This window comes from Sedimentitalea nanhaiensis DSM 24252 (assembly GCF_000473225.1).
GTDB lineage: Bacteria > Pseudomonadota > Alphaproteobacteria > Rhodobacterales > Rhodobacteraceae > Sedimentitalea > Sedimentitalea nanhaiensis.
In genome coordinates, this window is the sequence record NZ_KI421509.1 from 187,634 (window position 1) to 209,974 (window position 22,341).

The 22,341-nt window shown below is 61.8% G+C and carries 26 protein-coding genes and 2 tRNA genes; 10 read left to right on the top strand and 18 right to left on the bottom strand.

Translation table 11 applies throughout. From position 1 onward, the window contains the following. Window positions 1–45: 45 nt before the first annotated feature. A complete protein-coding gene (locus NANH_RS0102480; protein ID WP_027260622.1) occupies window positions 46–966 on the top strand; it encodes a cation diffusion facilitator family transporter in 921 nt (306 codons plus the stop codon). 8 nt (window positions 967–974) lie between these two features. Here NANH_RS0102480 and lipB read toward each other — a convergent pair whose 3' ends face one another. Continuing rightward, window positions 975–1,625, bottom strand: coding sequence for a lipoyl(octanoyl) transferase LipB (lipB, locus tag NANH_RS0102485; protein ID WP_027260623.1), 651 nt, complete (start codon window positions 1,623–1,625; stop codon window positions 975–977). A gap of 162 nt (window positions 1,626–1,787) precedes the next feature. On the opposite strand from lipB, the gene NANH_RS0102490 reads away from it, so the two are divergent. After that, window positions 1,788–1,874, top strand: a tRNA-Leu gene (locus NANH_RS0102490). A 78-nt stretch (window positions 1,875–1,952) separates the two neighbouring features. On the opposite strand, the gene NANH_RS0102495 is transcribed toward NANH_RS0102490, so the two are convergent. From NANH_RS0102495 to NANH_RS25210, 8 genes are all read right to left on the bottom strand, one after another. After that, a complete protein-coding gene (locus NANH_RS0102495; RefSeq protein WP_027260624.1) occupies window positions 1,953–2,246 on the bottom strand; it encodes a hypothetical protein in 294 nt (97 codons plus the stop codon). A gap of 45 nt (window positions 2,247–2,291) precedes the next feature. Next, the gene (locus NANH_RS29765) at window positions 2,292–2,492 is read right to left on the bottom strand and encodes a DUF6953 family protein (protein WP_407694652.1); all 201 of its coding nucleotides are present in this window, start codon (window positions 2,490–2,492) and stop codon (window positions 2,292–2,294) included. Between the two features lie 49 nt (window positions 2,493–2,541). After that, on the bottom strand, window positions 2,542–2,763 hold the full coding sequence (locus tag NANH_RS29540) for a YodC family protein (protein WP_281170993.1): 222 nt from the start codon (window positions 2,761–2,763) through the stop codon (window positions 2,542–2,544). A gap of 253 nt (window positions 2,764–3,016) precedes the next feature. Next, a tRNA-Glu gene (locus NANH_RS0102500) sits at window positions 3,017–3,091 on the bottom strand. An 89-nt stretch (window positions 3,092–3,180) separates the two neighbouring features. After that, window positions 3,181–4,932, bottom strand: a complete 1,752-nt coding sequence (gene recJ, locus NANH_RS0102505) for a single-stranded-DNA-specific exonuclease RecJ (protein WP_027260625.1) — start codon at window positions 4,930–4,932, stop codon at window positions 3,181–3,183. A 93-nt stretch (window positions 4,933–5,025) separates the two neighbouring features. Beyond that, window positions 5,026–5,988: a class II fructose-bisphosphatase gene (gene glpX, locus NANH_RS0102510; protein ID WP_027260626.1), complete on the bottom strand. Its 963-nt coding sequence runs from the start codon at window positions 5,986–5,988 to the stop codon at window positions 5,026–5,028. Window positions 5,989–6,020: 32 nt separating this feature from the next. Then, window positions 6,021–7,307, bottom strand: coding sequence for a homoserine dehydrogenase (locus NANH_RS0102515; protein ID WP_027260627.1), 1,287 nt, complete (start codon window positions 7,305–7,307; stop codon window positions 6,021–6,023). A gap of 78 nt (window positions 7,308–7,385) precedes the next feature. Next, window positions 7,386–7,706, bottom strand: a complete 321-nt coding sequence (locus NANH_RS25210; RefSeq protein ID WP_051372207.1) for a hypothetical protein — start codon at window positions 7,704–7,706, stop codon at window positions 7,386–7,388. 78 nt (window positions 7,707–7,784) lie between these two features. On the opposite strand from NANH_RS25210, the gene NANH_RS0102525 reads away from it, so the two are divergent. Further along, the gene (locus NANH_RS0102525; RefSeq protein ID WP_027260628.1) at window positions 7,785–8,375 is read left to right on the top strand and encodes a TetR/AcrR family transcriptional regulator; all 591 of its coding nucleotides are present in this window, start codon (window positions 7,785–7,787) and stop codon (window positions 8,373–8,375) included. Window positions 8,376–8,393: 18 nt separating this feature from the next. Here NANH_RS0102525 and NANH_RS0102530 read toward each other — a convergent pair whose 3' ends face one another. Continuing rightward, the gene (locus tag NANH_RS0102530) at window positions 8,394–9,305 is read right to left on the bottom strand and encodes a pirin family protein (RefSeq protein ID WP_027260629.1); all 912 of its coding nucleotides are present in this window, start codon (window positions 9,303–9,305) and stop codon (window positions 8,394–8,396) included. A 122-nt stretch (window positions 9,306–9,427) separates the two neighbouring features. Then, a complete protein-coding gene (locus NANH_RS28780) occupies window positions 9,428–9,910 on the bottom strand; it encodes a Hint domain-containing protein (protein ID WP_161631356.1) in 483 nt (160 codons plus the stop codon). Window positions 9,911–10,493: 583 nt separating this feature from the next. Between NANH_RS28780 and NANH_RS0102540 the strand changes: the two genes are divergently transcribed. After that, a complete protein-coding gene (locus NANH_RS0102540; protein WP_027260631.1) occupies window positions 10,494–11,450 on the top strand; it encodes an NAD(P)-dependent oxidoreductase in 957 nt (318 codons plus the stop codon). A gap of 57 nt (window positions 11,451–11,507) precedes the next feature. Further along, complete coding sequence (locus NANH_RS0102545; protein ID WP_027260632.1) at window positions 11,508–11,999, top strand: hypothetical protein; 492 nt, start codon at window positions 11,508–11,510, stop codon at window positions 11,997–11,999. On the opposite strand, the gene NANH_RS25215 is transcribed toward NANH_RS0102545, so the two are convergent. The 3 genes from NANH_RS25215 to NANH_RS0102560 are packed head-to-tail and all read right to left on the bottom strand — an operon-like array spanning window position 11,975 to window position 14,700. Then, window positions 11,975–12,529 carry a TadE/TadG family type IV pilus assembly protein gene (locus tag NANH_RS25215; RefSeq protein ID WP_074920531.1) on the bottom strand — a complete coding sequence of 185 codons (555 nt, stop codon included), beginning with the start codon at window positions 12,527–12,529 and terminating at the stop codon, window positions 11,975–11,977. The two genes, NANH_RS0102545 and NANH_RS25215, sit on opposite strands and share 25 nt — an antisense overlap. Before the next feature lie 3 nt (window positions 12,530–12,532). Then, entirely contained in the window at window positions 12,533–13,072 is a 540-nt protein-coding gene (locus NANH_RS0102555) for a TadE/TadG family type IV pilus assembly protein (protein ID WP_027260633.1), read from the bottom strand. Continuing rightward, window positions 13,069–14,700 carry a pilus assembly protein TadG-related protein gene (locus tag NANH_RS0102560; protein ID WP_074920533.1) on the bottom strand — a complete coding sequence of 544 codons (1,632 nt, stop codon included), beginning with the start codon at window positions 14,698–14,700 and terminating at the stop codon, window positions 13,069–13,071. The genes NANH_RS0102555 and NANH_RS0102560 overlap by 4 nt, the downstream gene beginning before the upstream one ends. A 404-nt stretch (window positions 14,701–15,104) precedes the next feature. On the opposite strand from NANH_RS0102560, the gene NANH_RS0102570 reads away from it, so the two are divergent. Beyond that, entirely contained in the window at window positions 15,105–16,535 is a 1,431-nt protein-coding gene (locus tag NANH_RS0102570) for a Glu/Leu/Phe/Val family dehydrogenase (RefSeq protein ID WP_027260635.1), read from the top strand. Window positions 16,536–16,750: 215 nt separating this feature from the next. Here the strand turns inward: NANH_RS0102570 and NANH_RS0102575 are convergent, their stop codons facing one another. Continuing rightward, window positions 16,751–17,629: a cytochrome c gene (locus tag NANH_RS0102575; protein ID WP_027260636.1), complete on the bottom strand. Its 879-nt coding sequence runs from the start codon at window positions 17,627–17,629 to the stop codon at window positions 16,751–16,753. A gap of 82 nt (window positions 17,630–17,711) precedes the next feature. Continuing rightward, complete coding sequence (locus NANH_RS0102580) at window positions 17,712–18,200, bottom strand: c-type cytochrome (RefSeq protein WP_027260637.1); 489 nt, start codon at window positions 18,198–18,200, stop codon at window positions 17,712–17,714. A gap of 96 nt (window positions 18,201–18,296) precedes the next feature. Here NANH_RS0102580 and NANH_RS0102585 point away from each other — a divergent pair, with 96 nt between their 5' ends. Then, window positions 18,297–19,157, top strand: a complete 861-nt coding sequence (locus NANH_RS0102585) for a LysR family transcriptional regulator (RefSeq protein WP_027260638.1) — start codon at window positions 18,297–18,299, stop codon at window positions 19,155–19,157. 9 nt (window positions 19,158–19,166) lie between these two features. On the opposite strand, the gene NANH_RS28875 is transcribed toward NANH_RS0102585, so the two are convergent. Both NANH_RS28875 and hpt read right to left on the bottom strand, forming a co-directional pair. After that, window positions 19,167–19,328 carry a hypothetical protein gene (locus NANH_RS28875; protein ID WP_036049289.1) on the bottom strand — a complete coding sequence of 54 codons (162 nt, stop codon included), beginning with the start codon at window positions 19,326–19,328 and terminating at the stop codon, window positions 19,167–19,169. A 1-nt stretch (window position 19,329) separates the two neighbouring features. Continuing rightward, on the bottom strand, window positions 19,330–19,866 hold the full coding sequence (gene hpt, locus NANH_RS0102595; RefSeq protein WP_027260639.1) for a hypoxanthine phosphoribosyltransferase: 537 nt from the start codon (window positions 19,864–19,866) through the stop codon (window positions 19,330–19,332). A gap of 76 nt (window positions 19,867–19,942) precedes the next feature. Between hpt and NANH_RS0102600 the strand changes: the two genes are divergently transcribed. The 3 genes from NANH_RS0102600 to NANH_RS0102610 are packed head-to-tail and all read left to right on the top strand — an operon-like array spanning window position 19,943 to window position 22,333. After that, entirely contained in the window at window positions 19,943–20,395 is a 453-nt protein-coding gene (locus tag NANH_RS0102600; RefSeq protein WP_027260640.1) for a type II toxin-antitoxin system RatA family toxin, read from the top strand. Window positions 20,396–20,450: 55 nt separating this feature from the next. Next, window positions 20,451–20,987 (top strand): DUF4453 domain-containing protein, encoded by a 537-nt coding sequence (locus NANH_RS25225; RefSeq protein WP_245601381.1) that lies wholly within the window; start codon window positions 20,451–20,453, stop codon window positions 20,985–20,987. A gap of 44 nt (window positions 20,988–21,031) precedes the next feature. Then, window positions 21,032–22,333 carry an MmgE/PrpD family protein gene (locus tag NANH_RS0102610; RefSeq protein ID WP_027260641.1) on the top strand — a complete coding sequence of 434 codons (1,302 nt, stop codon included), beginning with the start codon at window positions 21,032–21,034 and terminating at the stop codon, window positions 22,331–22,333. Window positions 22,334–22,341 lie beyond the last annotated feature (8 nt).

Below are 22,341 nucleotides of genomic sequence, written 5' to 3' on the forward strand. Positions count from 1 at the left end.
TAAAGATATTAGACTGCCACTTGCGACTGGTAAAGGACCCGATTCATGCCGCACGATCATCATGGCCACCATCATCATCACATCGATCCGCAGGCCGGGGATGCCCGGGTGGCCTGGGCCGTGGCCGTCAACATGGCGCTGACGGTGGCGCAGGTTATCGGCGGGCTGCTGTCCGGATCGCTGGCGTTGATCGCGGATGCGCTGCATAATTTTTCCGACGCGGTGGCGCTGATCATTGCATTTGCCGCGCGCAAGATCGCCCGGCGCCCGGCGGATGCGCAGATGAGTTTCGGGTATGGGCGGGTCGAAGTGGTGGCGGCGCTGGTCAACTATACGACGCTGGTCGTGATTGCGATCTATCTGGTTTACGAAGGGGTTGCGCGCTTTTTTGACCCGCAACCCATTGACGGCTGGCTGGTGGTCTGGATCGCGGTCATCGCGCTGGTGATCGATCTGGTGACAGCGGCGCTGACCTATTCGATGTCACGCGACAGCATGAACATTCGCGCCGCCTTTTTGCATAACGTCGCCGATGCGCTGGGGTCGGTTGCGGTCATCGTCGCCGGGACTTTGGTGATCCTCAAGGGCTGGACCTGGGTCGATCCGCTGGTGACCTTGCTGATCGCCGGTTACATCCTGTGGCATGTCAAGGCCGAGATCGGCAGCGTCATCCGGGTTCTGATGCTGGGGCAACCGGTGGGAGTGGACACCGGGGACGTCATCGCCGACATCCGCGCGGCGGAGGGTGTCGAGGATGTACACCATGTTCACCTGTGGCTGATGCAGGAACACCAGGCGGCACTGCAGGCGCATGTGGTGGTCGCCAGCACCGATTGGCCCGGTGCCGAGGCGATCCGTTCCGACCTCAAGGCGCGTCTGGCGCGCAACTTTGGCATTGCCCATACCACACTGGAACTGGAGAGCGCCGCCCACGGCTGTAGCGGGGCGCAGCTGATCGGGCATTGATCCGGGCGTTAGCTGCCGAAAACCGTATCGAAACTGCGGCGCAACGCGACATCCACATCGGCCATCGTCACCGGCAGGCCCAGATCGACAAGGCTGGTGACGCCATGTTCGGTGATTCCGCAGGGCACGATGCCGCCGAAATGTTCCAGATCTGGCTCGACGTTGATCGAGATGCCGTGAAAGCTGACCCATTTGCGCAACCGGATGCCGATGGCAGCGATCTTGTCCTCGGCCCTGGCGCCGGTGGCGGTGCGGGGCTTGTCGTCGCGCTCGACCCAGACCCCGACACGGCCCTCGCGAATGTGGCCGGTGACATTGAACTCGGCCAGCGCCGCGATCACCCAGTTTTCCAGCTGTTTGACAAAGGCGCGCACATCATGGCCGCGCTGGCCCACATTCAGCATCACATAGACCACCCGCTGCCCCGGCCCGTGATAGGTATACTGCCCGCCGCGCCGGGTCTCGTGGACCGGGAAACGGTGCGGATCGGTCAGATCCGCAGGCCGCGCGCTGGTGCCGGCGGTGTACAGCGGCGGGTGTTCGAGCAGCCAGATACATTCCTCGGCTCTGCTCTCGGCAATCGCAGCGGCGCGCGCCTCCATAAAGGCAACTGCGGACAGATAGTCCGTCATCCCGTCCGATGTGATCCACTCTACCATACCCCATGCTTTAGCCTGCCCGGGCAAAGGGGAAAAGCCCTCGGGAGCAGCGAAAGCGCGGTTGCTGTACCGGTCCCGCCAATGGGGGGCGCCGCCGCCTGCTTTTTCTCTTCACAAGCCGCAGGCGTTGGTCTATAGCCCGGCTTCACCAAGCCTAGGTGTGCGGCCGTGGCGGAATTGGTAGACGCGCAGCGTTGAGGTCGCTGTGGGGTAACACCCGTGGAAGTTCGAGTCTTCTCGGCCGCACCATCTCCAACTCCTTAAAATAACATAAGAACAGGTCTTTAGCCCTGTAAAATGTCACACATAGGTGCCTGACGATCCATTTTAAGGTGATGTGATGGCCAGCGAAATCAGGCGAAAGGCTATTGGCACAATCTGCAACGCGGTTCCGCCCGCAATGAAAAGCAAACCCCGCCGCGCCCCACGCGAAGACGCAAGCAGGTTTTGCACCATGGGGAGGCGCAAATTTTCTTCGCGTGTTTTGCCGGAAAACCTAGCAAGTCCAATATCGATTGCGTCGTCTTCCTTTAGGATAACAGCGCGGGCCGTGATCCAAGCCCCGGCAAGGGTAATAGCCAAGCCTAAAACAGTAAGTATGTCGGAAGTAACGCTATCCATACAAGAACCTTGTGCCTTCGCCGCAATTACGGGTCGGAAACATCTTCACTGTTGTCGCCCCGGCTGATCGGTTTCAAGCCGAATGCGCCAGAACTTGCCCGTACGTTCATAGACAGCTTCGGACGTAAGTTGGTTAAAAATCTTCAATACGTCTTTGCCAAGGCACAAGTTCGAAGACTTGTCGAAGTATGCCAATGTCTCTTCGTTTAATTGAAAGAGGTGACTTGCGACAGCTTCTTGATACAATAATCAAAATTCCTTGTATTCATCTAGCATCCATTGCGCGGCTTCCGCTTCAGTCATGGCTTTGTGGGGCAACGTACGCTTTTAATGTTTCTTCTTCGAAATGGGTACGTTCCTTCGAATCGCCTTTGAACCATTTGCAGTTGTAACCTTCTCTGCTCGAACCGAAAGCTGTCTCGACCTTTGAAACGGTCATCGCGGGATCGCCAGATTTAAGTTGAACAATATCGCCGGGGGAGAACTTAGCGGACGTGATGTAGTTCCTCTTTCGCAATAGGTGGACGTATCTTGTGCCATCATATGCGATATTGCGTCGTAGCCCAGAACGAGGCTAACGTAGTGCGTCCGGTCGAATGGTTTGACGCAGCGGTGCCGACAGGGCGACACGCGAAGTGTATTCACGTCTTCGTGAGCGTTCTCCGGGTATTCTGAGACGGTTCTGTGGCCTTGGACCCATTAGACAATGCTTAGGCAAGGCGCGGCGGCTAAGAATTTATCCAGTAAATACAATACTTTACAGGGATAAGTGGCAGCCCGTAGGGGAATCGAACCCCTCTTTCCAGGTTGAAAACCTGGCGTCCTAACCGATAGACGAACGGGCCACTGTTAGTGAGCGGTTCATTAGGCAATCGCCGGTTTGGGCGCAAGCGAAAAAAACACGGACGGGCCAAGAAATCTGATTTTCCATGTATCAGCCTCCGCTGGCAGAGGCGGCATCATCCAGACGCAACTGGACCGACTGCCGCCCGTTCCAGGTGTTGATTTCCAGGCGGCCCGCCATGTGGAAGCGGGCACCGCCATGATCGGTCAGCCGCGCCCCGAGATCGGTGTCGAACGCGCCAAAAGCGATGGCGTTCAGGCTGCCGCCCATACCGTCGGCCAGCGACAGTTTCAGATGTGACTCGCCGACGCGGCGGGCATGGCGGATTTGCAGGTCCGGCAGAGCATAGCGCGGGGCAGGGGCACCGGCACCAAAGGGGCCCGCGCACTCGATCTCTTCGATCAGTTCGACGCTGGTGGCCGACGGCATCAGGGTGCCGTCCAATTTCAGATCTGCCGGCCCGCGCTGGTCAGCACCCTGTTTTGCCAACAGCTCTGACAGCCGCTGCATGGCCGGCTCCAGTTGATCGCGCGCGACTGTCAGCCCGGCGGCCATTTTGTGCCCACCGCCCTTGATCAAAAGACCCTCCGCAGCCAGCCGCTGGATCGCCGCGCCCAGGTCAACGCCGGACACCGACCGGCCCGAGCCCTTGCCCTCGTTCCCGTCCAGGCCAATAACGATGGCGGGGCGGTTCGCGGCCTCTTTCAACCGCGAGGCGACGATGCCCACGACGCCGGGGTGCCAGCCTTCGCCAGCGGCCCAGACCAGCGGTGCGTCCAGTCCACGCGCTTCGGCCTGTTCCAACGCAGCGGCGCGCACGACGGCCTCGATGTCTCGGCGTTCGGCGTTCAAGGCGTCCAACCGCTCGGCCAGTGCCTGGGCTTCGGGAACGGACGCGGTCGACAGAAGGCGTGCGCCCAGATCCGCCTTGCCGATGCGTCCGCCCGCATTGACCCTGGGACCCAGCAGAAACCCGAGATGATAGGTGCTGGGGGCTGCATCCATACGCGATACGTCCGCCAGGGCCACCAGCCCGGGCCGCGCGCGGCGGCCCATGACGGTCAGCCCCTGGCGCACCAGCGCCCGGTTGGCCCCGATCAGCGGCGCCACATCCGCCACCGTGGCCAGGGCCACCAGATCCAGCAGCGCCATCAGATCGGGACCGGTGCCACCACCGGCATCGCGCATCTGGCGGCGCAGTTCGACCAGCATCAGAAACACCACGCCGGCGGCACAGAGATAGCCCAGATCGCCACTTTCGTCCTGACGATTGGGGTTCACCACCGCCAGCGCAGGCGGCAGGGTCTCGCCGCCCAGATGGTGGTCCAGAACGATCACGTCGGTGCCTGCGGCGGCAGCGATCGGTTCGTGGGACAGGGTGCCGCAATCGACACAGACGATCAGGTCATGCGCAGCCGCCAGCTGCTGCATCGCCGCCACATTGGGACCATAGCCTTCGTCGATGCGGTCCGGGATATACAGGGTCGCGGTCAGCCCCATGTCGCGCAGCCAGCTGATCAGCAGGGATGCGGAGCTGCCGCCATCGACGTCGTAATCGGCAAAGATGGCGATGCGCTGGCGGCGCTGAACGGCGACCAGAAACCGCGCGGCTGCCACTTGCATGTCCTTCAGTCCGCGGGGATCGGGCAGCAGATCGCGCAGCTGGGGCGTCAGAAAGGCGGTGGCCTCGGCCTGCGGTATGCCCCGGCGCGCAAGCACCTGACAGACCGCCCGAGGCAGCCCCGTCGCCTGTACCATCGCATCCGAGGCCCGCTCGGTCTCGATGTCCGGCCCGACCCAGCGCCGCCCTGTCAGCGAGTGTTCGACACCCAGAAATGCCATCCTGTCCTCCATCGCCAAAGGCCGGATCCCTTTGGACCCGGCCTTGGTGTTGCGCAATTGGCCCGCCGGGGCAGCCCGCTCAGGTCCGGGGCGTCAGACCGGCGTGCGGTATTCCATCCGCCGCACCGAGCCGGTCTTGGAGCGCATCAACAGAGTCTGCGTGGTCAACCAACCCGGCTCGCGTTTGATCCCCGCCAGCAGGGTGCCGCCGGTCACACCGGTGGCGGCAAAGATTACGTCCTGCTGCACCATCTCGTCGCGCCCGTAGATCTTGTCCAGATCGGTGATCCCGGCCTTGGCCGCGCGGGCTTTTTCATCGTCGTTGCGGAACAGCAGGCGGCCATAGATCTGCCCCCCCATGCATTTCAGCGCCGCCGCCGCCAACACACCCTCGGGTGCGCCGCCCGAGCCCATGTACATGTCGATGCCGGTCTTTTCGGATTCGGCGCAATGCATGACCCCGGCCACGTCCCCATCGGTGATCAGGCGGATCGAGGCGCCGGTGCTGCGCACCTCGGCGATCATCTCTTCGTGACGCGGCCGTTCCAGGATGCAGACCGTGATATCGGACGGCAAACAGCCCTTTTCGGTGGCCAGCGCCGACACCCGTGTGGCGGCGGGCATGTCCAGCGTGATCAGGCCCTCGGGATAGCCGGGGCCGATGGCGACCTTTTCCATATACACATCCGGCGCGTGCAGCATCGAGCCGCGCGGCCCCATGGCGATCACGGTCAGCGCGTTCGGCATGTCCTTGGCCGTCAGCGTGGTACCTTCCAGCGGGTCCAGCGCGATATCGACGCCGGGGCCATTTCCGGTGCCAACCTCTTCGCCGATGTACAGCATCGGGGCCTCGTCGCGTTCGCCTTCGCCAATCACCACGACGCCGGCGATATCCAGCAGGTTCAGCTGTTCGCGCATCGCATTGACGGCGGCCTGGTCGGCGGCCTTTTCATCGCCGCGCCCAACCAGCGAGGCCGAGGCAAGCGCGGCCTGTTCGGCGACGCGGGCCAGCCCCAGCGACAGCAGGCGGTCATGGAATTCTATTGTTCCGGTCATGAATGTAACTCCTGTTGGGGAACTGGGTTGGGTCAGACGCTCTCGATGCGCAAAGCGACCGGGGGGGCCACCACCACATCGGTTTTTTCAATCGCCGCCAATGCTTCGTCCAGCGCGGTGCGGGTGGTTTTGTGGGTGACGATCAGCACCGGTGCGGCCGTCTCGGAATGGGCATACTGGCGCATCCGGTCAATCGAAACCCCGGAATTGCCAAGGATCGCGGCGATCTTGGCCAACGCGCCGGGTTTGTCCAGCAGCGCCAGGCGCAGATAATAGGGCGCAGGCAGGGCCGCGCGGGTCGAAGGGGCGCTCTGCAACGTTGTCGCAGGCTGACCAAAGGTCGCCATCCGAAATCCCCGGGCCAGGTCGCAAACATCGCCCATCACCGCACTGGCGGTCGGACCCTGGCCCGCGCCGGGTCCGCGCAGCACGATCTGTTCCACTGCATCGCCTTCGATCACCACCATGTTGGTGCCGCCTTCCAATTGCCCCAGAGGCGAACTGGCAGGCACAAGGCAGGGCTGCATGCGTTGCTCCAGCCCGCGCCCGGTCCGCTGTGCCACGCCCAGCAACTTAATGCGATAGCCCATGTCGGCGGCCTGCCGGATGTCCTCGATGGCGATGCGCTGAATGCCTTCGATTTCGATGCCGTCGAAATCCGGAACGGTGCCAAAGGCGATAGAGCTGAGCAAAGCCAGCTTGTGCCCGGCATCGATGCCGCCGACGTCCAGCGTCGGATCGGCTTCCAGATAGCCCAGATCGTCGGCCTCTTTGAATACGGTTTCATAGGGCAGGCCCGCGTTCTCCATCCGGGTCAGAATATAGTTGCAGGTGCCGTTCATCACCCCCATCACGCGGGTGATCTCGTTTCCGGCCAGCCCCTCGGTCAGTGTCTTGATCACCGGGATTCCGCCGGCAACGGCGGCCTCGAACCGGATGACGCGGCCGGCGGCCTCGGCCATTTCGGCCAGGGATTGACCGTGGATTGCCAACATCGCCTTGTTGGCCGTGACCACGTCCTTGCCTGCGGCCAATGCCGCCTCGGTTGCGTCCTTGGCTGGGCCGTCTTCGCCGCCCATCAGTTCGACAAACACATCCACGTCATCCCGCTGCGCCAATGCGACAGGGTCGCTCTCCCAGGCATAGGCCGACAGATCTAGACCGCGATCTTTACCTGCGTCGCGGGCAGAGACGGCGGTGATGGTGATATCCCGACCGGTGCGCGCGGCCAAGAGCGCCGCCTGACGCCGCACAATGGACACGACGCCCATGCCCACGGTTCCCAAACCTGCTACTCCCAGGCGCAACGGTGTCGTCATAAAGCTGTCCCTTGATCTTGCGTTTCGATGTGCCTTAGCCGGTTCGGCGCAGCGGTGCAACGCGTCAACTGGCGCCGCCTATCCGGCAACCCCGGCCCGCATGCGTGCGCGGGTTTGCTCATCGACGATTGGCCGGTTCAACCGATTGGCCCGCGACCTCAGGTTTTCGTGGCGGATTTGCAGTTTCTGCAGCTCGATTTCGGACTGTTCCAGCGAACCCGGCAGCGGGTCGATCAGGGTTTCGATCGGCACCAGTGCCGGGAAATCGGCTGTCCTGAGGCCGTCGGGGATGGTGGCGTCCAGTTCGGGCGCCCTGCCGCATCCCGTCAGGCAGACCGCGATCAGTGCGGAAATCAGGGCTGTGCGGGTCGGCGGCATCGGCACCTCGGACAAAAACATGGATCAGTGTGTGCCTGTTTGTCGGAAAAGGCGCAAGCAGGGGTTTTTTCTGAACAACCGTTCATATAGCGTCAGGACATGGCACGTACCACCGGTTCACATTCCGATATCACCGGGCCTCGCATCCGCGAGGCCGCTCTTCAGCTGTTTGCCCGCCACGGCTATGCAGCGGTCTCGATGCGCCGGATCGCGACCGAGGTCGGTGTACAGGCCGGGGCGTTGTACAACTATACCCCCGACAAGCAGAACCTGTTGTTCAGCCTGATGCAGGGCCACATGGAAGAATTGCTGCAGGCCCGCGCGGATCGAGGGTTACCCGATACCGCCATGGCACAGCTCGAGGATTTCACCCGCTTTCACATTGCCTTTCACCTGCAACGTCCGGACGCCGTTTTTGTGTCCTATATGGAGCTGCGCAATCTCGATGAGGCGAATTTCGCGACCATTGAAGGTTTGCGCCGTACCTATGAGGATCAGCTGGAACAGATCCTGCAGAACGGGGTGAAATCGGGCCTGTTCACCGTGCCCGACACCAAGATCGCAACCCTGGCGGTGATCGCCATGCTGACCGGGGTGAATACCTGGTACCGCAGCGGCGGGCGCTTGTCGGTAAGCGAGGTGGAAACGATCTATTGGGATATGGTGCGCAAGGCGGTGGCGGCCGCCTGACGCAATCCTGCGACCGGTTCAATGCGCCGGTTGAATAAAGCTGCCGTTGCGCAGATCGCGCATCGCCTGCCGCAATTCTTCCTGAGTGTTCATCACGATCGGCCCATGCCAGGCAATCGGTTCGTTGATCGGCGCGCCGGAAATCAACAGAAACCGGACTCCGTCGGGACCTGCCTGAACCGTGACCTCGTCGCCGCTGCCAAAGCGGATCAGCGTGCGGTCGCCTGACAGGTCGCGGATGTTCACCTCTTGCCCGGCAACCTCTTTTTCCAGCAGCACGCCCGCCGGGGCCGAGGCGTCGGCAAAGGCTGCCGCGCCCTGAAAGACATAGGCAAAGGCGCGCCGATAGGTGTCGATGCGAAATGTCTTTTTCACGCCCGCCGGGACAGAGACATCCAGATATTGCGGATCCGCCGCGATGCCGTCGACCGGGCCGGTCCGGCCCCAGAAGCTGCCGACGATGACCCGGACACGGGTGCCATCGTCGTCGATCACCTCGGGAATATCCTTGGCGGTCACGTCCTGATAGCGCGGCGCCGTCATCTTTTGCGCCGCGGGCAGGTTGCCCCACAGCTGAAAACCATGCATCTGGCCGCGCTCGTTTCCGTGCGGCATTTCCTGGTGCATGATGCCGGACCCGGCGGTCATCCACTGCACGTCTCCGGCCTCCAACGTCCCGGTGTTGCCCAGCGAATCGCCGTGTTCGACACTGCCGGACAGAACATAGGTGATGGTTTCGATGCCGCGATGCGGATGCCATGGAAACCCCTTCAGATAATCCTGGGGACGTTCGTTGCGGAAATCGTCGAACAACAGGAACGGGTCCAGCTCGGACGGATCCTGAAAGCCGAATGCGCGGTGCAGTTTCACCCCCGCGCCCTCGATGGTCGGAACGGCTTTGCGGGTCTCAACTGTGGGTCTGAGGGACATATCGTGGCCTCCTGGGCTTGCCTCTTTGGCAATCAGATAGGCGCGCGGCGGTGGCAGGCAATCTCTGCCATCTCACCGGTTCTGTGCGCAAATGCGCAATACGGGCGGTCGGGCTGCCCAAATCAGGGCGTGACGCAGAACCAGGCCCCCTCGACACAGACCGTAACCGGTTCGCCACAATGAAACCGATAGTATGTGATTTCGACCTGTGGGGCCCGGCATATGCTGGGATGACCTTCGAAATCGGTGGCGGGCCCGGTCTTTTTGGTGCCGATCCGGCCATCGGTGCAAATCACCTGGGCTGGTGACACAAGCATGTGTCGCGTCGGTTGTCCGGCGGCCAGCGCCTTGGTACGCAGATATACCGGTTGCGCCTCGGGATGGCGCGACAGGAAATCGGCGTCTAGCCGGATCTCGTCGATCCACTGCACTTCCTTATAGCCACCGGACAGGGTTTTGACCTTGTCGCGCACGCGCAGTGCCTGAATTGGCAACTCGCCAAAATTGGTGGACACCCGGCACCGTCGCTCAAAACCGGGCAAGGTCCAGAAGATCGGGCCGGCCGGTTTCGCGACCGTGCGGGTCTGGGCGGATGTGTCCGGCATAGCGGTTTGCCGCATCACCGCGCTTAGCAGATCCGCGTCCCGTGCATTGTGATCGCGCGCAGACGGACGGCCTCCCTTGGTCGGCAGACCGCCTCCAGCAGGCACATGGCACTCTGGTGTCGCAACACCGGATCCTGCGGGCCTGTGGGGACCCGGGTGGTCTGCGCCAGGGCGTTCGGCCTGGCGTGCGTCGGCTGACGCCCTGAAATGTGTCCAAATATTCATGCGAATAGAATATTGAATTGAATGAAATTTTCTACAGATTCTCATTTAGCTGGTTAAAATAAAACGATTTTATGTGGTTTTAGGAAACAATCTGACCCATGCGGCGAGATCGTCAGCCTGCTCGCATCAAACGGGTGCTTTGCCCCCAGCGTCTGGCGGCTCCGTGCCACCACTCCGCAGGCTTGCCCCGGTTGCGCTGGCGCGAAACGTTGCAGATCAACGGCCAGGCGCGCCCCGATCGGCGGCAAAGAACAGCATTGTTAAGGTAAAGACCGTTTAGGGAAGGTCGCAAACAGAGGCGACTGTCGTTTACGGGCACGCGAAGTTGCAGCAAAACCGCACCGTGAAAGGACCCGTCATGCGCATCGGCTTCATTGGACTTGGCAACGTGGGGGGCAAGCTGTCGGGCAGCCTGTTGCGCAATGGTATCGAGCTGGTCGTACATGACCTGAACAGCGACCTGGTCGCCGGGGCGGTGGCCCGTGGCGCGACCGCTGGCGGCGATCCGGCGGCGATGATGCGCGCCTGCGACGCGGTGATCACCTGCCTGCCCAGCCCGGCGGCAAGCGCCGCAGTGATGGAGGCGATGCTGCCTGAAATCGGCCCCGGCAAGATTTGGATGGAGATGTCCACGACGGACGAGGTCGAGGTCAGACGACTGGGCGGCGAGGTTCTGTCACGCGGCGGCGCGGCGGTGGATTGTCCGGTATCGGGCGGTTGCCATCGGGCGGATACCGGTAACATCAGCATCTTTGCCGGCTGTGACAGGGCCACATTCGAACGAATTCTGCCCTTGCTGACGATCATGGGGCGGCGGGTGTTGCACACTGGCGATCTGGGCAGCGCCAGCGTCCTGAAGGTGGTGACGAACTATCTGGCGACCGCGAATCTGGTCAGCTGTGCCGAGGCGCTGGTGGTGTCCAAGGCGGCGGGAATGGACCTGAATGTGGCATATGAAGCGATCCGGATCAGTTCGGGAACCAGCTTTGTGCACGAGACCGAAAGCCAGGTGATCCTGAACGGCAGTCGCGACATTTCCTTTACCATGGATCTGGTCGCCAAGGACATCGGGCTGTTCCAGCAGGTGGCGGACCGCGCCGGTGTGCCGCTGGAGCTGAGTCCGAAGCTGATCGAGATCTTTGCGGACGGGATCAAACGGTACGGCCCGCGCGAACTGTCCCCCAACATCATCCGGCGTCTCGAAGAGGCGACCGGGCTGGATATTCGCGCGCCCGGCTTTCCGGCTGAGATACGCGACGATGAACCCGAAGAACCCGGGGCCGAGGTGATGCCACACCGCCCGGTCGCCGAGTGATCTTTTCCTGACGGCGAATTCGGTTTAGACCGTCTTTGAACAACCGAAAGGCGGGACATGGACCACGACGTGCGCGCGGTGATCGAGGCCAGCGCGGTGCGGCGCTGGATCGGGGTGGGAATGCTGGCGGCCATAGCGTTTCTGATGGTCTACGGGGCGTTTTCGAGCCCGCCCAACCCGCTGTGGCAGACGGTTCTGATCGGATTGGCGGCTGTGGTTCTGTGGATCGCCTTGCGTCTGTGGCAAGCGACGGCATTCCGGATCGAATTGACCGATGATGGATTGCGCGACAGCAGCGGAGCCGAGATCGCGCGCCTGTCCGACATCAAGTCCGTGCAGCGCGGATCGTTCGCCTTCAAGCCGACCAACGGGTTTCTGTTGCGCACCCGCACCACGGGCGCGCGCGCCTGGCGACCGGGTTTGTGGTGGCGGTTCGGGTCGCGGATCGGGATTGGCGGCGTCACCCCCGCCCATCAGGCCAAGTATATGGCCGAGGCGCTGGCAACGCGGTTGGCCGAACGCGATCAGGCGTCCAGCCATTTGATCTGATCGACGAAACGCGGACGGGTAAAGACGAAATTCTCAAGGACCAGATCGTTCAGGCCGATCTTGAACAGCGGCTCGAACTCGTTGTTGGTCTCGACAAGGATGACGATCTCATTGTCCGGCATGGTTGGCAACCTGTCGGCCAGGTCTGACACGTTTGCGTCGGTCAGCTCTGCGGGAAAACCCCGATTGGCCGACCAGTTGACATAATAGCGGTTGTCCGGCCCGTCCCAGCGGATCACGGTGATCCGCATGGAGCTGTTGGAGGGCGTGCGTGTCATCATGTCGAACAGGTTCACCATGCTGTCGATATAGGCGTCGTTGATATCGCTGGTCTCGCGCGAAATCAGGTCGCTGATCGTATAGGCGGCCTTCAAATTGGACGCGCTTTGCTGGTAGCCTTGGAAATAGACATATGAGGCCATGAACGACCAGAAGATGAACGGGATCGCGATCACGAATTCTACGATGATGCTGCCGCGCGTGTCGTCGGCAAAGGCCCTGAGGCGGCGGATCAGACGGTGCTTAAACATGGCTTACCTCGGTTCCTGGACAAAGACCGAAGTAGAGACCAGCGCGTACTGACCGGCGCCGTCCTTCTTGATGCTCTTGCCCAGCCCGGTGGTCGGAAAGATCGGTTTGATCTTGGCGCAGGCCCGCAGGATCATCAGTTCGTTGTCCTTGGCATCGTTCTTGAACATGGTCTTGGGCTGCACTTCCTTAGAGGCATCGGTACAGGTCACCTCGCGCGAGACACCCACCCAGTCACGCGGATCTACCTGGACCATTTCCAGTTTCAGGTTGTTGCCGCAATCCTTGATGAACCCGGCGCGCTGACAGATCCGGTTCTTGATCTCGTCATATTGCGGTGCGGTGCCGGTGCTCAGGCGAATGTCGCGCACGGTCAGATCCATGGCGCGCTCCAGCCCGGAATGGTTCAGTGTCATCATCCCCACTTCGATGCTGGACAACATGATCATCAGCATCGCCGGAAACGTCAGCACAAATTCGAGGGTCGCAACACCGTCTTCGCGGCGCAGAAACCGGCGTGCCGGTTGCAGGAATGAACGGATCATTGGGTCAACCTCAGCTTGCGGATCGAGCTGGCGATCGAGGCAAACGCATCGTCGATCTTGATGCCGCTTCCGTCGGCCTTGACCTCGAAATAATGGGCGTCGGAACTGGCACAGTCCTTGAGCACGGCGCGCCCGTTGCTGGGGGCCTCAAAGGCGATGGCAAAGACGATGATCTGCTGGTTCTTGGCGGTATCGCAGATTGCCTTGGTGCGGGCGTTCTTGACGGTTGCGTTCACATAGTTGCGAACGCTGGAATACCATTGGCTATAGGCGGTGCTATCGTTCATGAACGGATAATACCGGCGTTTGACATTGGCTTTGAGCGATACATACGCCCACAGATCCGGGTATTCGACGTTGGCCGCCGATCCGTCCTCGGTCCGGTCCTGGCAGGACCAGTTCCACGTATCGTAGCCGACACAGCCCATGCCGTCCTGCCCATAGGGATGGTCTGCCCATTTGTCTTCATGCGGCCAGTAATAGGCGTCATAGGGCGGGTAGTAGACTGACCAGCGGTCCTCGTCGTCGTTGAACCACAGGTCGGACGGACCCTCGCGGTACCCGTCATTAACGTAATATTGGCTGGTATTCTCGCCGTCGGTCATCAGCACCAGCACTTTCAGGGTCTCGCCGTCGTTGTAGCTCTGCGGGCGGTTGGCGAATTCGGCCGGAACCGCGCCCGCGGCGATCATCTCGCCGATGACCGGGCGCAGGCTGGGGTCCAGCAACGCGGTGCCCCATTTCATCCCCACGTCGATCGATGTGTTGCCGCGTGCCGTCAGATTGCTGATGTAGTTCTTCAGCACCGTTACATCGTTTTGCATCGCCAGAATTTCACGATCAGGCAAAGCTTCGCATACCGGCAGGGTGCTGCTGTTGTCGCCCATCAACACCTTTGGATTATTGTCCATCCCGTCATAGTCCTTCCAAGGATCGAAATGCATGGTGCGTTGATAGGGTTGGGATGCCGACAGGGACGGGCTGTCGAAATCCGCGCTTTCGAAATTGATACAGTTGGAATACTCATGCTCGTCCGAGACGTTGAACTGTTGCATCAACACATCCGGAACCGACACCTGGGTTGCATAGGGCACGATGGAAATCGACAGGTCGCCCTCTGCGCTGTTTTCATCCATTGTGTCGACAAAATCGCGGGCGGCGACGATCAGGTTGGGCAGCCGACTGTTCTGGTTCATCGATCCCGAGACGTCCAGGACCATCGAAATTTCGACCCCGTCGATCCGTTCTTCCGCAGTGCCTGCCGCTGGTGCGGTCAGGGTATCGACGCCGTTCATATGCATGAACAACGTATTCATATCCGCACTGGCCGTGGCCGAGACCACCCGGTATCCGATGCCCTCATCCACAGAGACCGACGCAAGATAGTCGCCCAGCCCGGACTTGGCGAAATAGTCCTGCACCACGGATTCGGGTTGCATGGGCTGATCGAGGTCGGCGGCGGCCAGAACCGCACGGTCCAACGTGTACTGCAACCGCGAGCGGTCGCGCTCAAATCGCATCAGATCGACCCCGATACCGCCGATCAACAGAATGATGAGAAAGGCATAAAGCGAGAAAATCAGCATTGCGCCACTTTCGTCGCGCCGGAATTTGGTCAGATACCCCATTGTGCAAAGCCAAGGTGACACCGGCCCGTTCGGTTCTCTGATCCTGGTCGGTCCTGGCCGAAAATTCATGTGTCACCTCTTTGCCAATGGCGGCATCTGAAACGCCGGATACATTAACTCGGGACCTGAATGGCTTGAAATCTTGTCCGAAATTGGGCGAAATCTGTCAAAATTCATGCCATAAATGTACAAGTTTCGCGACGATGGCCGCGGCCCCGCTTCACCGTTTCGCATCCCGCTACAATCGCCGAAATAGGCCGGTGAAACACTGAAACCTGTAAACGGGGCGAGTCTGCGGTTTCACATTCTGCTCAAAAAGGTCGCACTGATTAATGATCTCGTCATAGTCTGAGAGGCACGACATCAACGACAGCGAGTCGTTGCTCATTTTGGAAGGACCGGAAATGACCCTCAAGCACGAACCCAGTTTTCGCGAAAGTGTGGATTTGATGTTCAATCGCGCGGTGGCGCTGATGGACCTGCCACCGGGGCTTGAGGAAAAGATCCGGGTTTGCAACGCGACCTATACCGTGCGTTTCGGGGTTCGGCTGCGGGGGCAGATCCAGACCTTTACCGGCTATCGCTCTGTCCACTCCGAACACATGGAACCGGTCAAGGGGGGCATCCGCTTTGCCAGCAATGTGCACCAGGACGAGGTCGAGGCGCTGGCGGCGCTGATGACCTATAAATGTGCCCTGGTCGAAGCGCCTTTTGGCGGCTCCAAGGGCGGATTGCGGATTGACCCGCGCCAGTATGACGAGCACGAGCTCGAACTGATCACCCGCCGGTTCGCCTATGAACTGGCCAAGCGCGACCTGATCCATCCCAGCCAGAATGTGCCAGCACCTGACATGGGCACGGGCGAGCGTGAGATGGCCTGGATCGCCGATCAATATGCGCGCATGAACACCACCGATATCAACGCGCGGGCCTGTGTCACCGGCAAACCGCTGAACGCGGGCGGCATCGCCGGCCGGGTCGAGGCAACCGGGCGCGGGGTGCAATACGCCCTGCAGGAATTCTTCCGCCATCCCGAAGATATCGAAAAGGCCGGGCTCAGCGGCTCGCTGGATGGCAAACGCGTCATCGTGCAGGGGTTGGGCAATGTGGGATATCACGCTGCCAAGTTCCTGGCCGACGAAGATGGCGCGATCGTCACGGGCATCATCGAACGGGACGGCGCGCTGTTTAATCCGGCCGGGCTGGATGTGGATGCGGTTTACAACTGGATCAAGGGACGGGGCGGGGTCACCGGCTTTCCGGACGCGGCCCATACCGCCGAAGGCGGCGCGGTGCTGGAGGAAGACTGCGACATCCTGATCCCGGCCGCTCTGGAGGGGGTGATCAACCTGACCAATGCCGACCGCATCAAGGCACCGCTGATCATCGAGGCCGCCAATGGTCCGATCACCGCCGGGGCCGATGACATTCTGCGCGCCAAAGGCACCGTCATTATTCCGGATATGTATGCCAACGCCGGTGGTGTCACCGTGTCTTATTTCGAATGGGTCAAGAATCTCAGCCATATCCGTTTCGGACGGATGCAGCGCCGTCAGGAAGAGGCGCGTCACCAGCTGGTGATTGATGAACTGGAACGCCTTGACCGGTATCTCGGCGACGCCTGGTCGATGACCCCGGACTTCAAAAAGAAATATCTGCGCGGCGCGGACGAACTGGAACTGGTCCGCTCGGGTCTGGATGACACGATGCGCATTGCCTATCAGTCGATGCGCGCGGTCTGGCACAGCCGTGACAATGTCGAAGATCTGCGCACCGCCGCCTATCTGGTGTCGATCGAAAAGGTCGCTGCCAGTTACCGCGCCAAGGGGTTGTAGCGGCCGGAAGCGAAAAAGGGGCGGCACCACGGCCGCCCCGCGAACGAGACAGCCCGGTGGGCCGCAGAACCGATGTGCGCGCTGCGCCCCCCGTCGCGGTAAGGAAAAAATGCGGCTCCTGGGTGTCCAGTGACCAACATCCGTCGATCCTCGGCGCCGTTGAAACAGAACATGCCTGTGGCGTCATTCGCCATGGTTCCGGCAAAGCCGGTCGGTCAGGGCAGGGCCTTGAGATAGGCGGCAATAGCGGCCCGATCGTCGGGGTCCAGATGCGCCATGCCCGCCACGACCTTGGCCATTTGTCCGCCTGCGCTGTCGTACTCCGGGGTGAAACCGGTCTCCAGGTAATAGGCGATATCGCCCGCGCTCCAGGTCAGGTTCGCCGGATCAATGGCCGGAATTTTGCCCTTGCCCGATGGGTTGGGCGCGCCCTGCATCCAGCGGCTGCGGTCCAGCCCCCCGGTGATGTCGCGCGGCGTGTGGCATTCGGCGCAATGGCCCAGGGCTTCGACCAGATACCGCCCGCGTTCGATTTCGGGTGTCGATGCCTGGGTCAGAGTCCACTCTTCCGTCAGGTTGATACGTTTCCACAGCCCCAGCCCGCGCCGGATATTGAACGGAAACGACAGCTCGTGCGGCAGGCTGGCAACGTCCGAGACCGGCAGCGTATCCATATACGCTTTCAGATCCGCGACATCCTGCGTCCGCATGTGGGTATAGGTCGTATAGGGCAGGGCGGGATACAGGTGCTGCCCCTGGGGCGATACGCCCGCGATCAGCGCATTGGCCAGGTCCTGCGCGCTCCACGCGCCGATGCCGGCCGGGCCTGGTGAAATATTGGGGGCCAGAAAGGTTCCGAACGGGCTGTCGATGCGATAGCCGCCGGACAGCACCAGTTTTTCTTCGCCCTCGGCCTTGGGGGCGGCATGGCAGGACGCACAGCCGCCCGCCCAGAATACGGTCTCGCCCCGCTCCGGGTCCCCGACCAGCCCGTTCATTGCATCCGCGGGCAGAGTGTTCGGCCGGCTCAGCACCCAAAGCGCACCAGCTACAGCAAGACCCAGAATCACCACGACTTTCAAAAAACTGCGCATCGGTCCGGCCTGCCTGCTTATCGAGGTGTCACGTTTCAGGGGCGGCCAAGGCCGCCCCCGGGGTCTTCAGGGAACATAGGGATCAGTCGTCGGCTTTGCGATAGGTCTCGTGGCAGGATCCACAGCTTTTGCCCAACGGGCCGATGGCGCCGCGCAGTGAGTCCAGCCCACCACCCGCTGCCGCCTCCATCGCGGTTGCGGCGTCGGCCAGAGCCATGGCCTTTTTGCCGACGTCGCTGTCTGCCGCCCAAATCGCGGGCAGGGCCTCGGTCATTTCGTCCCCCAGGGCCACGTTGTCGGACCCTTGCGGCCACAGCCGGGACTGATCCAGCTTGGACAAGGCGGCCAGGTTGGCCGCAGCAGCGCTGGCGGCGGCGGCGTCATATTCGACATCGCCCTTGGCCATGCCGCCCAACAGACTGATGTTGAACGCGTACAATGTCATTTGAGACTGCCGCGCCTTGACGGCGGCATTGATCGCCTTGGTGTCGGGGCCGTTATCGCTGATGGCCGCAGTGCCGACAACTGCCGCAATCGCTGCACCTGCAATCAGTCCAAATCCGTATTTCATCGAGAACCTCCATGGGGAAAACCGTGTCACTCGGGTCAGTATACATGTGTCGATTTCTAGATATACTGGAAAAAAACGCAGAGTGCCTCATCATTCATGCACAACCTCAACTGGGACAACCTTCGCTTTGTGCTGACCGTGGCCGAGCATGGCTCGGTCAGCGCCGCAGCACGTCGGCTGGGAGTCAACCATGCCACGGTCCTGCGCCGGGTGGCGGCGTTTGAAGCCGACCACGGCGGTGCAGTGTTTGAAAAAACCGCCACCGGCTATCGTGTGTTGCCGGACCGGGCGCGGGTGATCGAAGCCGCCCGTGAGGTCGAGAATGCTGTGCTGTCGGTGGAACGTCTTATGCACGGGGCAATGGCGCCGTTGCGTGGCGTGGTTCGAGTGTCGACCACGGATTCGATCTGTCAGTTGATATTGCCGCCGCTGGTGGCACGGCTGAAATCCGAATCGTCCGAACTGAAAGTCGACCTGCTGAGCAGCAACAACCATCTGGACTTCACGCGCATGCAGGCGGATATCTCGGTGCGTCCCACTCAGACCCTGCCCGAGGATATGGCCGGTGAAACGCGCTCGGATCTGGCTTTTGCGGCCTATTCCCGGCCGGGTGCCGCCAAGACATGGCTGGGTCTGTCCGGGCCGCTGGCGCGATCGGCCCCGGCGCAATGGATGGCGACGCATGTTCGGCAGGATCAGATTACCACCGGGGCCGACAGTTTCCTGGTGCTGCGGGAACTGGCACTGCTGGGCATGGGAACGGCGATCCTGCCGGTGTTTGTCGGAGACACCACCGCCGGGCTGCTCCGCAGACCGACGGCCATGCCCGGGATCTCGGTGCCGATCTGGGTCGGCACTCATTCCGATCTGCGCGACGTGCCGCGTATCCGCATCGTGCGCGACCGGATTCTGGACTATCTGTCACAGCGTGCCGGTCTGTTGGGCGGTACCGGCTAGGGCCGCCGGTCAGCGCCGCATGCGCTGCGCCGTGGCCCACTCGGGCCACAGGCCCAGCCATTCCAGAGCCACGATGCCGAGGCACAACGCGATCACGCCAAACACCAGCACCACACGGCGCGCGGAGGGCGGGTTGCGCGCCCAGCGGGACATGCGCAACAGCCAGCGCATCTCAGGTGAACCGCACCTTGCCGATATAGGGCAGGTTGCGGTTGCGTTGGGCAAAATCGATGCCATAGCCGACAACGAACTCGTCGGGGATGTCAAAGCCGATCCAGTCGGCGCGGTAATCCACCTCGCGGCGGCTGGGCTTGTCCAGCAGGGCAATGGATTTCAGCCGCGCCGGATTGCGGCTGGCCAGCAGATGGGTCACGTGGTTCAGCGTGTGCCCGGTGTCCACGATGTCTTCGACCACCAGCACGTCGCGGCCTTCGATTGCGCCGCGCAGGTCCTTGAGAATGCGCACCTCGCGGCTGCTTTCGGTGGCATCGCCATAAGACGACGCTTCGAGGAAATCGACCTCGATAGGCAGATCCAGCTCGCGCACCAGATCGGCGATGAACACAAAGCTGCCCCGCAACAGGCCTACCACAACCAACTTGTCGGTGTCGCCGAACTCCGCGACGATTTCGCGGCACAGCGTCTCGATTCGAGCGGCGATGGCCTTGGCCGTAATCATTTCGTCGATGACATATGGACGCTCTGTCATGCTGTCCCCTTGATCTTTTGGCGCCAACATACGACATGACGCGCCACTGTCACCCAAGAAACGGCCCCATTGACTGATGCCAAACCATTCAGAAACCCGTCCGCTGCCCTATACGGCCCGGCAGATGTACGATCTGGTGGCCGATGTCGCCGAATATCCGAAATTTCTGCCCTGGTGCGCCGCCGCCCGGGTGCGCAAGCTGACCCCGATGGGGGCGGCGCAATTGATGGAAGCGGATCTGGTGATCAGCTTCAAGGTGTTTCGCGAACGCTTTGGCAGCCGGGTGATGCTGTGGCCCGAGACCCGCAGGATCGACACCGAATATATCGACGGCCCGTTCAAATACATGAAATCGAACTGGGCCTTCAACGATACCCCGACGGGCTGTGACGTGTCGTTCGACGTCGATTTCGAATTCAAGAACGCGATCCTGCAAAAGATCATCGGCCTGGTCTTTAACGAGGCGATGCAACACATCGTGCGCGCTTTCGAGGCGCGGGCAAAGGAACTCTACGGCCCTGGGGCTTGACCCGGATCCCGGCGCTGCGCAATCTGCCAGCATGCGTTGGATCCAGGTTGCCCTCATGCTTGTCCCCGTCACTCCGGTCCTTGCGGACGGTGCCTGCGACGACCTGTGGATGACGCGCAATCACGTCATGGATCGGGCGGGGTATTGCTTTGGTAGCGTCCTGGGGCAAACCGTCTTCGACAACAGCGACTGTACCGGGCGGCAGGTCGAACTGTCGCCCAGTGAAACCGACATAGTACAGAAGGTGCAGGCGCTCGAAGCCCGGATCGGGTGTCGGGTCGATACCAACCGGACCTGGCTGGATCTGCCCGACATCAATTTCCGCAAGGTGCTGACCAGCCTGCCGGTATTGGATGAATTGCCCGGCAAATGCATCGGCTGGTCCGGTCCTGAAACGCCATTGTACGCCGGACATCAGGAACCTTTTCAGGTGATCGGTAAAATCATGCCGGGCGATGATGTGGGGTACAATCATCTCAGTGTCGCGGATTGGACGTATGTGACAACCCATGTGCCTTACGGCGAAGCGATGAAAAGCGCCGGATGGGTCTACGCTCCGAACGGGTCGTCCTGCACCGATTTCATTCCCTGAGTTTTGGCCTTTATGGGCAAGCCCATCCGACATATCTTGCGCCCATGAGCAGTTCATTGACTTCGACATTGGCCGACTTCGCAACGGCCCCGGTTGCCGCAACCTTAGATGCGCGGCTGATCACCTGCCTCTCGGCGCTCGATTGGCTGGCTGTGGGGCGCGCCGGAGCCGATGAAACCGTGTCGCGAATCGTCCGTGACCTGGCGCTGGGCGAAAGCGGGGCAGGGCAGGCGCAACTGTTCGGCAGCGATGTTGCGGTTCCGGCGCGCGCCGCCGCGCTTGTGAACGGCACAACCAGCCATGCGCTGGACTATGACGATACGCATTTTGCCCATATCGGCCACCCTTCGGTCGCGGTGTTTCCGGCGGCTCTGGCCGTGGGCGAGGCGCGCGAAACGCCGCTGGTGGATGTGCTCGAAGCGGCCCTGGTCGGGATGGAACTGTCGATCCGCATCGGTCTGTGGCTGGGCCGCGGCCATTATCAGGCCGGGTTTCACCAGACGGCCACATCCGGGGCTTTTGGCGCGGCGGCGGCGGCCGGGCGTATTCTGGGGCTGGACGCAACGGCGATGGGCCACGCGCTGGGGCTGACGGCCACACGCGCGGCGGGGCTCAAGGCGCAATTCGGCACCATGGGCAAACCCTATAACGCCGGCCTGGCCGCCAGCGCCGGGGTCGAGGTTGCGCGCCTCATCGACGGGGGGCTGACCGCCAATCCCGATGCCATCGAGGGTGCGTTCGGATTTGGCGCCACCCATCACGGCGAGAACGCAACCGATCCTGCACTGGACGGCCTGGGTGAAACCTGGCTCTTCGAACAGGTCAGCCACAAGTTCCACGCCTGTTGCCACGGGCTGCATGCCGCCCTTGAAGCGGCGCGCACGCTGGACATTGCCGCACCGGAGATCGCCGAAATCGTCGTGCGCACCCATCCCCGCTGGATGAGCGTGTGCAATCAGCCAGCGCCCGAAACAGGCCTGGGGGCCAAGTTCAGCTATGCCACCGTGCTGGCGATGCGCGCGGTCGGCTACGATACGGCGAAATTGAACAGCTATGACGATGCCGTCTGCGCCGATCCGCGTGTTCAGGACATTCGCAACCGCGTTCTGGTTCAGGCCGACGCGACGCTGACCGAGACCCAGGCGGCGGTGACCGTCTTGCGCCGCGACGGTGTGCGGCGCGAGGCGGCACATGACCTGCTCGCCCCGATGCGGCGGGCCGAACGCGAAGACCGGGTGCGCGCCAAGGCGGCGTCGCTGATCGGTCCGGACCTTGCCGCGCGGGCCTGGGAGATGTTGCGCCAGGGCGGCAGCGCCATGGGTTTTGCCGCCCTGATGCACGATTGACCGCGCCA

Excerpts from the sequence above, each read along its gene's own strand:
- NANH_RS0102610 (WP_027260641.1), top strand. The coding sequence starts at position 21,032 with ATGAGCAGTTCATTGACTTCGACATTGGCCGACTTCGCAACGGCCCCG.
- NANH_RS0102495 (WP_027260624.1), bottom strand. The coding sequence starts at position 2,246 with ATGGATAGCGTTACTTCCGACATACTTACTGTTTTAGGCTTGGCTATT.
- NANH_RS0102515 (WP_027260627.1), bottom strand. The coding sequence starts at position 7,307 with ATGACGACACCGTTGCGCCTGGGAGTAGCAGGTTTGGGAACCGTGGGC.
- NANH_RS0102585 (WP_027260638.1), top strand. The coding sequence starts at position 18,297 with ATGCACAACCTCAACTGGGACAACCTTCGCTTTGTGCTGACCGTGGCC.
- NANH_RS0102570 (WP_027260635.1), top strand. The coding sequence starts at position 15,105 with ATGACCCTCAAGCACGAACCCAGTTTTCGCGAAAGTGTGGATTTGATG.
- NANH_RS0102540 (WP_027260631.1), top strand. The coding sequence starts at position 10,494 with ATGCGCATCGGCTTCATTGGACTTGGCAACGTGGGGGGCAAGCTGTCG.
- hpt (WP_027260639.1), bottom strand. The coding sequence starts at position 19,866 with ATGACAGAGCGTCCATATGTCATCGACGAAATGATTACGGCCAAGGCC.
- NANH_RS25215 (WP_074920531.1), bottom strand. The coding sequence starts at position 12,529 with ATGTTTAAGCACCGTCTGATCCGCCGCCTCAGGGCCTTTGCCGACGAC.
- NANH_RS0102525 (WP_027260628.1), top strand. The coding sequence starts at position 7,785 with ATGGCACGTACCACCGGTTCACATTCCGATATCACCGGGCCTCGCATC.
- recJ (WP_027260625.1), bottom strand. The coding sequence starts at position 4,932 with ATGGCATTTCTGGGTGTCGAACACTCGCTGACAGGGCGGCGCTGGGTC.
- NANH_RS28780 (WP_161631356.1), bottom strand. The coding sequence starts at position 9,910 with ATGCCGGACACATCCGCCCAGACCCGCACGGTCGCGAAACCGGCCGGC.
- NANH_RS0102530 (WP_027260629.1), bottom strand. The coding sequence starts at position 9,305 with ATGTCCCTCAGACCCACAGTTGAGACCCGCAAAGCCGTTCCGACCATC.
- glpX (WP_027260626.1), bottom strand. The coding sequence starts at position 5,988 with ATGACCGGAACAATAGAATTCCATGACCGCCTGCTGTCGCTGGGGCTG.
- NANH_RS0102600 (WP_027260640.1), top strand. The coding sequence starts at position 19,943 with ATGCCAAACCATTCAGAAACCCGTCCGCTGCCCTATACGGCCCGGCAG.
- NANH_RS0102580 (WP_027260637.1), bottom strand. The coding sequence starts at position 18,200 with ATGAAATACGGATTTGGACTGATTGCAGGTGCAGCGATTGCGGCAGTT.
- NANH_RS25225 (WP_245601381.1), top strand. The coding sequence starts at position 20,451 with ATGCTTGTCCCCGTCACTCCGGTCCTTGCGGACGGTGCCTGCGACGAC.
- NANH_RS0102555 (WP_027260633.1), bottom strand. The coding sequence starts at position 13,072 with ATGATCCGTTCATTCCTGCAACCGGCACGCCGGTTTCTGCGCCGCGAA.
- NANH_RS0102575 (WP_027260636.1), bottom strand. The coding sequence starts at position 17,629 with ATGCGCAGTTTTTTGAAAGTCGTGGTGATTCTGGGTCTTGCTGTAGCT.
- NANH_RS0102545 (WP_027260632.1), top strand. The coding sequence starts at position 11,508 with ATGGACCACGACGTGCGCGCGGTGATCGAGGCCAGCGCGGTGCGGCGC.
- NANH_RS28875 (WP_036049289.1), bottom strand. The coding sequence starts at position 19,328 with ATGCGCTGGCTGTTGCGCATGTCCCGCTGGGCGCGCAACCCGCCCTCC.
- NANH_RS0102480 (WP_027260622.1), top strand. The coding sequence starts at position 46 with ATGCCGCACGATCATCATGGCCACCATCATCATCACATCGATCCGCAG.
- NANH_RS25210 (WP_051372207.1), bottom strand. The coding sequence starts at position 7,706 with ATGTTTTTGTCCGAGGTGCCGATGCCGCCGACCCGCACAGCCCTGATT.
- NANH_RS0102560 (WP_074920533.1), bottom strand. The coding sequence starts at position 14,700 with ATGGGGTATCTGACCAAATTCCGGCGCGACGAAAGTGGCGCAATGCTG.
- lipB (WP_027260623.1), bottom strand. The coding sequence starts at position 1,625 with ATGGTAGAGTGGATCACATCGGACGGGATGACGGACTATCTGTCCGCA.